Origin of the sequence: Arcicella rosea, assembly GCF_014204325.1 — a bacterium.
In the GTDB taxonomy this organism is placed as follows: Bacteria; Bacteroidota; Bacteroidia; order Cytophagales; family Spirosomataceae; genus Arcicella; species Arcicella rosea_A.
Genome location: NZ_JACHKT010000014.1, coordinates 33,089 through 44,311 on the forward strand (window position 1 = coordinate 33,089; position 11,223 = coordinate 44,311).

Here is an 11,223-nt window from a genome sequence, read left to right on the forward strand (position 1 = left end):
AAGTATCTGCTTTAAAACGAAAAAAGACCTCTAAATAAATAGAAGTCTTCTTTCGTTGAATCTGGATGAATTTTACTAAATTGTAATTGCTTAAATATTAAATGGTTATGGCTGATTCAATTTATTTTAAGGATATATTTTTATCAACAATTTACGATGCTAAAAGTAAAAGAATAAGAGTACGCCCAAAAGAAGGACAAAAGGTTCCAGTTTTGTGGGTGAGCTGCTCCAGAAAACAACGTAGCCAAATGCAATTAGGTACGGTTTTTAGAACAGACGTTAAATTGATTAATACTGGAAAAAGAAAACCTTACTTAGCTGCCACTAAAAAAATTATCGGACAGCTAAGTTTGTTCTAATTTGTTTTGATAATTTTTTTCACCATTTGCTCTTTTCCTTGAATCACTTCGATGGCATAATTTCCAGCAGGTAAGTCGCTAAAGCTTATTTTTTGAGAGAATCTTACGCCTGTTTTTTCATAAACATCTTGTATCATTACTCTGCCTAGTGTTAAGTCGCTTACTTTTACGGCTAAATTTTCTGTGCTTTCGTTTTCAAGGGTTAATAATACATAATCTGTTGTTGGATTAGGATATGTATTTAATGATGCTAAAGCTGGCATTTCGTCAATTGATTTCTCTGTACTAGCAAGGCTAAACATTTCTTTTGTAGGAATAATGTTTCCTGTTTTAGTTGTTGCTGTTTCTGTAGCAGTTGGTATAAAGAAAATCGGCGTTTCAGTAACGTTTATAGTAAATTGTCCTGAGCTACCAGTAAGTGCAGAAACACTCATAGAATCTGCCCCTATTTTTGGAGTATATAAATTTGCTTTTGAAACATTACCAAGATTGAACGTATAGCTTCCTGTACGACCTTTTTCATCTGGAATAAATAACACGTAAGCAGATTTTCCGTTTAATTCATATCTATCAACCATTGGGTCTTGCGAAATCGTTTCTTTATATACATACTCACCCATCAATTTATTAGTTTGATATAAGTAATCTGCTGCTGGTCTGCGTGTTTTATCTTGATTGATTAAACCAGATGAACTAAAATGTAGCGGGTTTGCAAAGTTATCGTCATAGATTTCATAAAAGAAAGTTTTAGCAACGCCTAAACGATTGTACAACAATGATGATCTTAAAGTCCAGTCTGCTTGCGTAACATATTCAGATTTATTTCCGATTGGAATCGCTTTCAATGAACTTCCTTGATTGATGTCATAACCTAATTCTGAAATCCAAACAGGCATATCGTAGGCATAATCATGTGCCATTTGAACAAAGTCTTTAGCTGTTTGACCTGCACTAGATACTTCTGGTGCAACACCACGACTAGATGTTCCGCTTTGGCTAGAATTAGCATCATCAGAGTAAAGGTGATAGTTGATTACATCCCAACATAAATCAACCTTTCCATCAGCTTTATAGCCTCTGAATTCTTTACACCAGTCAATCATACCTCTTACATAATCTGTTGATGCTGATGCCAAGCCTGCCATTACAACGTTCATTGTTGGGTCTGCATTTTTTACACCTACACCAGGTCCCATTGTATTTTTGTGACCATCATAGAAAGCAGATAAGTTTGCGGCATGTTCACGGGCAGTTTGGTAAGCACTACGTCCTTTCCACCATTTATCACGTTCGTTACCACATTCCATGTATTTTACTACTCCCAAACCAACTTTAACAGTATTTACACGGTCGAAAGTCCATCTAGGTTTATCATAAACACTCAAAAGACTTCTATCAACATTCGTATTATTTCCATAACGGGCTGCAAATTGAAAAGCAACACGAGCTTGTTGAATATAAGAAGCAGGGTCAGTGACAGATTTTCCGTATTTAACAGGAGTAACATTTCTATCTCTTTGTTCTTCAGGATAGGTATTTACAAGCCAATCTGGAGCTGTTTGGATACATGCTAAAACTTCAATACCTTGTTTTTTACAACGGTCATATACTTTATCGTAATCCCAACCACCATTAAATGTAGGGTTGAAAGTATAGCTTCCTTCACGAGCTTCCAGTTTATCCCAGTCGATATAATGGCGGAAACCAGTAAAAGATTTAACAGCATTGAATTTTGTTTCGTCAATTTCATCAGCATCAAATGGGTTATAAAAATCCCATTCAAAACCGTTTGCACCAAAACCATCTCTCATTTTAACGGTATTGTGTGCTACTGTTACAGGTTTAGTACTTTGTTTATGTGTACCATACAATTCCATTTCAGTTGGATATTGACCATGAGTATTGATAACCAAGTATTTAATTTTTCCAGTTGGAGGAGTTGCTAACACGAAGGAGTTAGGATTGGCAGGATCTGGCCCAACCCATGCGTTATAAGCTTCACCTGTGAATTTAGCAACAGGAATTCTTTCCCATTTATCTGTAATGATAGAAAGGGTCATTGGGTCATTAGTAAATATACCTTGTCCATCATAAAAACGAATACTTTCTAATGTAATTTCTTCATCATCAAGAAGTGGATAGTAAGCATCGTAATTCGTCATTACTTTTACCCAACTTTGTTCAACAGTAGTTGTTAAATCGCCATCCACTAATTCTTTCAAGCCTCGTCCAATGGTATTAAGTTCATACCAACGTTTCGGGTCGATTGTGATTTTTGTACCTTTTACAACAGGGATTGGGGTAGGTGTTGGTGTAACGACCACAGGCTCTGGTTCTGGTATTACCACTGGTTCTTCTGGTATTATTACAGCAGGAGTTGTAGCCGCTAATCCATAAACATATACTTTTTGTGGAATATCATTTCCGTATTTACGTACAATAATCGCATCAGCATCAAATGGGCTTGCGACTACAATATCTACAAATGTTTTGTAGGTAAGTCCTTCAAAAGTACCGAGTAATACTTTATTCGTTCCATCTTGTGCATATAGAGATACAGGATGCTCTGTGAAAGTGCCTTCAGTATCATACAAAGATAATTTTGTGATTTTACTACGTTTCTCTAAAGTCAATTTTACATCAACCCATTTATTATTACTGCTTCCCCAAGCATTTTGAACGTAATCGTTCAAATCATCATTCAACCAAGGCGTAAAATCTTGCCCTGTGTTTGAACTAGGTTTGATAGTAATGATTTTGATGCGTTCAGCAACAGGCGTTGGGTCTATTGGAGCTGTTGGTTGTGTCGTAGCCGGTGTTGTTGGTTCAGTTGGTGCTGGAGCTGTTGGTTCTGTTGGCGTTGTTGGTTCTGTCGGTGCTGGTGTTGTTGGTTCAGCCAGCGTCGGTGTTGTTGGCTCTGGTTCTGGTGTTACCACTGGTTCTTCAAGTATTGTTACAGCAGGAGTTGTAGCCTCTAATCCATAAACATATACTTTTTGTGGAATATCGTTTCCGTATTTACGTACAATAATCGCATCAGCATCAAATGGGCTTGTCACCACAATGTTTACAAATGTTTTGTAGGTAAGTCCTTCAAAAGTACCGAGTAATATTTTATTCGTTCCATCTAGTGCATAAAGAGATACAGGATGATCTGTGAAAGTACCTTCAGTATCATACAAAGATAATTTTGTGATTTTACTGCGTTTCTCTAAAGTTAATTTTACATCAACCCATTTATTATTACTGCTTCCCCAAGCATTTTGAACGTAATCGTTCAAATCATCATTCAACCAAGGCGTAAAATCTTGACCTGTGTTTTCGCTAGGTTTTACAGCTGTTATTTTAATGCGTTGAGCTTCTGGAGTAACAACAACAGGTGCTGGCGTTGGTTGGATTACTACTGCTGGTGTTTCAGGGATGATTATTGGGCTCGTCGGAATACCATAAATTTGTACCTTTTGAGGAATATCATTGGCATATTTACGAACAATAATAGCCTTTGCATCAACTGGAGTATTAACTGTGATATCAAAAAATGAGTTATAACTTAGCCCTTTAAAAAGACCCAATAAAACCTTATTTGTACCATCTGTAGCATAAATTGATACGGGAGTATTTTCAAAAGTTCCTTGAGCATCGTACAAAGAAATTTTAGTAACCTTGCATGATCTTTCCAAAGAAAGAGTTACATCTACCCATTTGAAATTACCAGACCAAGCACTTTCCACTTGGTCGTTTAAATCATCATTTAGCCATGGACTATAATCTTGCCCTGTATTTTCACTAGCGGTGATAGAGGCAATTTTGATTCTTTCAACATTTTGGCTAAAACCTAGAAGCGGAGCTAGGTATAACAAGATAAAAAGTAAGCGTTTTTCCATTGTTATTGGCGGTTAAAAATGGAGTGAATAAAAAATAAAATAACAGGAAAATTCTTGTATTATTTGTAAATTTTCAAACACTTTTGGTTTAAACGATGAATTTATTATCCTAAGTTAAAAAAATATGTTTGATATTTTTTTTAAAATATTAAAAAACAATTAAAATTTATTTTTAGGATTTGTTTTTCGTCACTGATTTTCTTGAAATTTTTTTAAAAAATCACGCTAAAAATTATTTAGCGTGTATTTATGACTTTTATTCTTCAAAATGTCTTTTCTAAAAAATAAAAAAGATGTTTCTACAAAATATACGAAATATTATAAGGTTTGGTCGTAATATTTAAAAAAATGAGAACAAATACTTATATGTTTTTTTTACAATATTAGGAATGAGGGACGCAATAAACAGATGAGGGTTGTTTCCTTAAAACCTGATTGATGTCAAATACTGTATTTTAGCTGTATGAGAAAAGTCAGATTATTACGAGTAAAAGGGTAGAATCATAAACCTTATGTATTTAAGTCTGAGATTTTGTTACAATAGAATTGGATTGATTGTATTTCCTTACGATTTTTGTAACAAACCCTTTTTAACAAATTGAATATGACTAATACGCTTTCAAAAACTCCCTTACAGCATCTTCTGAGTATTCCTGTGATTGTTGCCTCTCTAGGTTATTTTGTTGATATTTATGACCTTCTTTTATTTGGAATTGTTCGGGTTTCAAGTTTGCGAGATTTAGGGTTGAATGATGAGGAAATCTCGTCTGTCGGAAAAGATATTCTCAACTGGCAAATGGGCGGTTTATTAATTGGAGGGATTTTATGGGGCGTTTTAGGAGATAAAAAAGGAAGATTATCTGTACTTTTTGGCTCTATTATTACTTATTCTATTGCCAATATTGCTTGTGGTTTTATCCAAGACCCAACAACTTATGCTATTTTACGATTCGTCGCTGGTGTAGGCTTGGCGGGTGAATTAGGTGCTGGCATCACTTTAGTTTCGGAAGTATTACCAAAAGAATTGAGAGCCTTAGGCACATCATTAGTGGCAGGGATTGGCTTATTTGGTGCGGTGGCGGCATATTTTACCGTAACACAGTTTGGAGGTTGGCGAAATGCTTACTTTATCGGTGGCGGTTTGGGTATAATATTACTGTTGATGCGAATCAGTGTTTTTGAATCGGGAATTTTTGAAAATATTAAAAAGCAGAAACACGTTACTAAAGGTAACTTCTTTTCCTTATTTACAAATTTGGATAGATGTAAACGTTATTTGAAATGTATTGGTATCGGAATGCCTACTTGGTTTGTTATTGGGATTTTAGCCACTTTCGCCAATGAATTTGGAAAGAAATTAGGCATTCCAGAAAACATTGAGCCTGGAAGAGCCATTATGTTTTGCTATGTAGGTATTGCCTTTGGAGATTTATCAAGCGGTATTATTAGTCAATTGTTGAAATCTCGTAAAAAAGCTGTTACTATTCTATTAGTACTCTCATTGATTTGTAGTGTTGTTTTTCTTTATGGAGGAATTTCTACGGCATCAGGTTTATATACACTTTGTGTGTTTATGGGTTTTTCAGCAGGATACTGGGCAATGTTTGTAACGATTGGAGCAGAACAATTCGGAACAAACCTCAGAGCAACGGCTGCTACAACTGTTCCGAATATGGTAAGAGGAACTGTCATTGGAATGACATTATTGTATTCAAGTTTAAAAGGAGATATTGGCGTATTTCATTCGGCAGCCATTGTCGGAGCTATCTGTTTTATAATAGCTTTCTATTCTATTTTAACCATTCAAGAGACACATGGGAAGGATTTGGATTATTTAGAAGAAGAATAAAAATAGATTTTAATAAAAATTCCCAAATGGTCAAATTGTCCATTTGGGAATTTTTATTTTGTCCCTAACCATAAAAGTCCATCAAGGTTTCCCTAAATTGACTTTTTATATCTAAAAATATGAGGATTATACTGCTACTTCTAACTGAAGGACTTCCGCTGTTTGAATTCTTATGTTTTCGCTTAATTCAGCATTTTCACTCAAAGATTCACCGAATGAAGGAATCATTTGCTTTAGTTTTTCTTGCCATTCATCAGATTTTAATTGTTCTGGATAGCAACGTTCCAACAAAGTAAGCATGATTGAAACAGCAGTTGATGCACCCGGAGAAGCTCCTAATAAAGCAGCGATTGAACCGTCGGCTGCACTCACTACTTCTGTTCCAAATTCAAGAACTCCGCCATGTTTTGGGTCTTTCTTAATTACTTGTACACGCTGACCAGCCGTTTCTAATTCCCAATCTTCCATTTTAGCATTTGGTAAATAGTCTCTAAGAGCCACCAAACGATCTTCAGGCGATTGACGAACTTGGTCGATTAAATATTTTGTCAACGGAATATTGGCTAAACCAGCCGAAATCATTGGAAAAACATTATTTGGTTTGATAGACAAAGGTAAATCTAACAAAGAACCATTTTTCAAGAAACGAGTAGAGAAACCAGCGTAAGGACCAAAAAGTAATGCTTTTTTACCATCAATCATACGAGTATCCAAGTGGGGAACCGACATTGGCGGAGAACCAACAGCAGCTTTTCCATATACTTTAGCGTTGTGACGCTCAATAATTTCTGGATTCACACATTTCAACCATTGTCCACTTACAGGGAAACCGCCAAAACCTTTTCCTTCTGGAATCGCAGCTTTTTCTAATAATGGTAAAGAACCACCACCAGCACCGATAAAGACGAACTTCGCTCTAACAACTCTTTTCTCGCCAGTTGTCAAATCTTTTACTTTTATTTTCCAGAAACCGTCTTTTTTCTTCAGTTTTCTTACTTCATGATTGAAATGAATGGAAACATTTTGGTCGTTTTGTAAGTCTTCAAACATAATTCTGGTTAAAGCACCAAAATTTACGTCTGTTCCCAAATCCATTCTAGTCGCAGCTACTTTTTCTTCAGGATTTCTTCCTTCCATGACCAAAGGCATCCATTCTGAAAGTAATTGAGTGTCTTCAGAATAAACCATTCCATTAAATAAATGGGATTCTTGCAAACGGGTAAATCGTTTATGTAAATAATCTACATTTTTTTCGCCCCAAACAAAGCTCATGTGCGGAGTACTTTTGATAAAAGCCTCTGGCGACACATCATTTCTTTTCTGTACTAGATAAGACCAAAACTGTTTTGATACTTCAAACGATTCTGCAATAGCAATTGCTTTTGAAATTTCAACAGAACCATCAGGTAATTGAGGCGTATAGTTTAATTCGCAAAAAGCCGAGTGGCCAGTTCCCGCATTATTCCAAGCATCCGAACTTTCGGCTGCGGCAATGTCTAAGCGTTCAAAAATTTCTATACTTAAATCTGGTTGCAGTTCTTTGAGTAATGCACCTAAAGTGGCACTCATAATTCCTGCTCCAATCAATACTACATCAAGAGCTTCGTCTGAATTATTATTTTTACTAGTCATAAATCAATTAATTTTAGGACAATTCTACAAGAAGAAAAAATGGATTTTATCAGTTTGAAAATTGGAGATTCATAATAGGATTTATCCAATATTTAGTTCATCAAACAAAGTTATTACCTCAATAATCCTAAACAAACAGCTAGGTATAATCTTATAAGTTAAGTCCAATTAGTCATTGGAATTAATCTATAAATTGTGGAAAAACTTTACAGTGTCTTTACAGATTTTATAAAAAAATTACTTTGAAGAAAAATGAAAGGGAGAAGCACTGTATTTGTTTAGGGCTTTGTGAATCAGCAATTAAGGAGAAAACAGCTTTTATCAAATACTGATTCGTATCAGTAATAATGGTAGGAATAACAGGAATGAGTATAACATTTACTACTAAAAAATGAAGGAACTTTGTTTTCAAATTATAATAATATCTATTTTGATGAAATCTGAGGCACTATTTATAAGGTATTAGAAGCCTTTTACCTTCATTATTAATATTACATACTTGTAAAGTATAGATGGGTTCGATATGAAAAACATGATTTTAGCATTCATAAGCTAATCATTTTACTTTTCGCTAGATATGCAAACCGATAAAACAGTAAAACGCTGTATAGAAGAGAATACTGTATAGTTTGTATAAAAATACTATTTATTTACAGAAGAGGATGTTAATGAAGAATTACTAAAATCCTATTTTATTTAAAAATAGACAACAAAATTGACTATTTTTAAATATTCGTGAACGAATATCATTTTTTGTAGGTTATAAAGTCACCTTATTATCCAAATAAAGTAAAAATTCCATTTATATTTATTCAAAATAAATTATTTTACTTATCAAATTCATGCGTCAGACTAGAAAAATACTATCAATGATGTTGCTGACAACTTTATTGGTTTTAAAAATTCCCTCGAATCTATATTCTCAAACGGCTGTTCAAGAAAATTCGTCGGAAAAACTTGTGGCAACGCCCAAATTAGATGATGCCACGCTTGAGAATGTAGTACAATATGCCATTAAAAATCATCCACAGATTCAGCAATCACTCATCGACCAACGCATCGTTGAAAACACCATCAAGGGAAAATTAGCTGATTGGTATCCTCAAATTAATTTCAATTACAATCTACAGCATAACTTTTTGGTTCAGACAAATATCATCGGTGGTAATCCAGTAAAATTGGGCGTTGATAATACTTCTGCAGCACAGTTTTCACTTTCCCAAAACATCTTTAATCGTGATGCACTTTTAGCAAATAGAAGTCAAAACGACGTGCGTTTACAAGCCAGCCAAACAACAGCGAATACTAAAATCAATTTAGCGGCGAATGTTTCAAAAGCTTTTTATGCAGTGTTGGCAACCAAACAGCAGATTAAAGTAACCGAAGGCGACATTATTCGTTTGCAAAGAAGTTTGAAAGATGCTAAAAATCAATACAATGCAGGAACGACTGATAAAATCGACTACAAAAGAGTAAGCATTACGTTGAACAATACTTTGGCTTTGAAGAAAAGCAATGAAGAATTGTTGAAAGCAAGATTACAAAACTTAAAATCGTTGATGGCATATCCTGAAAATGAAGAATTGGTGATTGTATATGATACTTTACAGTTAGACAGAGACATCGTGATTGATACTTTACAACAATCAGATTTTACTTCACGCATCGAATACAAACAGTTGGCTACGTTAAAAAACCTTCGTGAAGCAGAATTGAAGTATAATAAGTGGAGTTACTTACCTACGGTTGCTTTCAACGGAGCGTATAATCTCAACTTTTTGAATAACTCGTTTACAGATTTATATTCAAGAAATTATCCGAACTCTTTCGCTAACATAACGCTTTCTTTACCGATTTTTCAAGGAGGAAAACGCAAGGCAAATATCAATTCTGCCGAATGGCAACTCAAGCGTGTAGATTTAGACGTTAAGAATCTGAAATTGAGCGTCAACACAGAATACCAGCAAGCGTTAGCTACTTATAAGAGTAATTTGGCAGTGTTTCTTTCACAAAAAGAAAACATGGAGTTGGCAAAAGAAGTCTATGATTTAATTCAATTGCAATATCGTTCGGGTATTAAAACGTATTTAGAAGTAATTACTTCTGAAACCGACCTTCGCACGGCAAGAATCAATTATTATAATTCACTTTACTTGGTGTTATCGAGCAAAGTAGATGTACAAAAATCATTAGGACAATTAGTTTATTAATTAATAGATGAGTTGTGAGTTAGTGAATTGTGAATGAAATTTTCTTTAAAATGATTCACTCATTCACAATTCACTAAATAAATCTTCTGGTAAAAATAGCAACGAATAACAGACAAATAAATGAACAGAATCAATATGTTTTTCGATAAATCAACACAATTTTCAATCATTGCAGCTTTATTTTTATTAAGCTCATGCGGTGATAAAAAGGCAGCACAAATGCCAACGGCTCCGCCAGTTCCTGTAACGATTGAAGCCGTAGAAGTAACAGATGCTTCGTATCATGATGAATATCCTGCTACGGTAACAGCTTTGGATGTGGTAGAATTAAGACCACAAGTAAGCGGTTTCATTACGGGTGTACATTTCAGCGATGGTTCAAGAGTACGCAAAGGACAATTGTTGTATTCAATTGATACACAGTTGTATGAAGCAAATTACGACCAAGCCGTGGCGAATTTAAACGTGCAAGAAGCCAATTTAGCAAAAGCACAAAAAGATGCGAATCGTTTTCAAGAATTAGCGAAAAATGATGCCGTTGCCAAACAATTGGTCGATAATGCCGATGCAGCTTTGGAAGTAGCAAAAAAACAAGTTGAAGCTTCAAAAGCAAATATCAAAGGAGTACAAACTAATGTGCGTTATACCAAAGTATATGCACCTTTTGATGGAACGATTGGTATTTCTTTAGTGAAAAAAGGAGCGGCTGTAACGGCAGGACAAACGATTTTGAATACGGTTTCTACGGATAATCAATTAGCGGTTGATTTTAACGTTGACCAAAAAGATATTTACTACTTCAGCAACTTAATCCAAAAAGGGAAAGCCAACAATGATTCTACTTTTACACTTGCATTTGGGGGAGATATTTATCCACACACAGGAAAAATCTTGTTGATGGATAGAGCCGTTGACCCACAAACTGGAACGATAAAAACTAGACTGGCTTTCCCTAATCCTAAAAATTTACTTCGTTCGGGCATGACTGGAACCGTTAGAGTTTTGAGTACTTCTAGCAAAGCCGTTGTGATTCCTTACAAAGCAATTTCTGAACAATTGGGAGAATTCTTTGTGTATGTACCGGGCGATAGCAGTAAAGCGACTCAAAAAAGAGTACAATTAGGGACAAGCCTAGGAACAAAAATCATCGTAAAAGATGGTTTGAAAGAAGGGGATAAAATTATCGTTGAAGGAATTCAAAATTTACGTGAAGGTGCTGTTTATACCACTGAAGTTCCTTCGGCTACACCAGCGAAAAAATAAGCTTATTGAGAGTTTATGAGTGGACG

The 11,223-nt window shown here is 35.0% G+C and carries 6 protein-coding genes; 4 read left to right on the forward strand and 2 right to left on the reverse strand.

Annotation, left to right across the window (positions count from 1 at the left end; translation table 11 throughout):
- Positions 1-107: 107 nt before the first annotated feature.
- A complete protein-coding gene (locus HNP25_RS10820; protein WP_184134074.1) occupies positions 108-359 on the forward strand; it encodes a hypothetical protein in 252 nt (83 codons plus the stop codon).
- Here the strand turns inward: HNP25_RS10820 and HNP25_RS10825 are convergent.
- Positions 356-4,243 carry a T9SS type A sorting domain-containing protein gene (locus tag HNP25_RS10825; protein WP_184134075.1) on the reverse strand — a complete coding sequence of 1,296 codons (3,888 nt, stop codon included), beginning with the start codon at positions 4,241-4,243 and terminating at the stop codon, positions 356-358. The two genes, HNP25_RS10820 and HNP25_RS10825, sit on opposite strands and share 4 nt — an antisense overlap.
- A 604-nt stretch (positions 4,244-4,847) precedes the next feature.
- Here HNP25_RS10825 and HNP25_RS10830 point away from each other — a divergent pair.
- Complete coding sequence (locus tag HNP25_RS10830; RefSeq protein ID WP_184134077.1) at positions 4,848-6,092, forward strand: MFS transporter; 1,245 nt, start codon at positions 4,848-4,850, stop codon at positions 6,090-6,092.
- 126 nt (positions 6,093-6,218) lie between these two features.
- Here the strand turns inward: HNP25_RS10830 and HNP25_RS10835 are convergent, their stop codons facing one another.
- Positions 6,219-7,724 (reverse strand): malate:quinone oxidoreductase, encoded by a 1,506-nt coding sequence (locus HNP25_RS10835; protein ID WP_184134078.1) that lies wholly within the window; start codon positions 7,722-7,724, stop codon positions 6,219-6,221.
- 842 nt (positions 7,725-8,566) lie between these two features.
- Between HNP25_RS10835 and HNP25_RS10840 the strand changes: the two genes are divergently transcribed.
- On the forward strand, positions 8,567-9,934 hold the full coding sequence (locus HNP25_RS10840) for a TolC family protein (RefSeq protein WP_184134080.1): 1,368 nt from the start codon (positions 8,567-8,569) through the stop codon (positions 9,932-9,934).
- 120 nt (positions 9,935-10,054) lie between these two features.
- Positions 10,055-11,197, forward strand: coding sequence for an efflux RND transporter periplasmic adaptor subunit (locus tag HNP25_RS10845; protein ID WP_310587165.1), 1,143 nt, complete (start codon positions 10,055-10,057; stop codon positions 11,195-11,197).
- Positions 11,198-11,223: the final 26 nt, after the last annotated feature.

Excerpts from the sequence above, each read along its gene's own strand:
- HNP25_RS10825 (WP_184134075.1), bottom strand. The coding sequence starts at position 4,243 with ATGGAAAAACGCTTACTTTTTATCTTGTTATACCTAGCTCCGCTTCTA.
- HNP25_RS10820 (WP_184134074.1), top strand. The coding sequence starts at position 108 with ATGGCTGATTCAATTTATTTTAAGGATATATTTTTATCAACAATTTAC.
- HNP25_RS10835 (WP_184134078.1), bottom strand. The coding sequence starts at position 7,724 with ATGACTAGTAAAAATAATAATTCAGACGAAGCTCTTGATGTAGTATTG.
- HNP25_RS10830 (WP_184134077.1), top strand. The coding sequence starts at position 4,848 with ATGACTAATACGCTTTCAAAAACTCCCTTACAGCATCTTCTGAGTATT.
- HNP25_RS10840 (WP_184134080.1), top strand. The coding sequence starts at position 8,567 with ATGCGTCAGACTAGAAAAATACTATCAATGATGTTGCTGACAACTTTA.
- HNP25_RS10845 (WP_310587165.1), top strand. The coding sequence starts at position 10,055 with ATGAACAGAATCAATATGTTTTTCGATAAATCAACACAATTTTCAATC.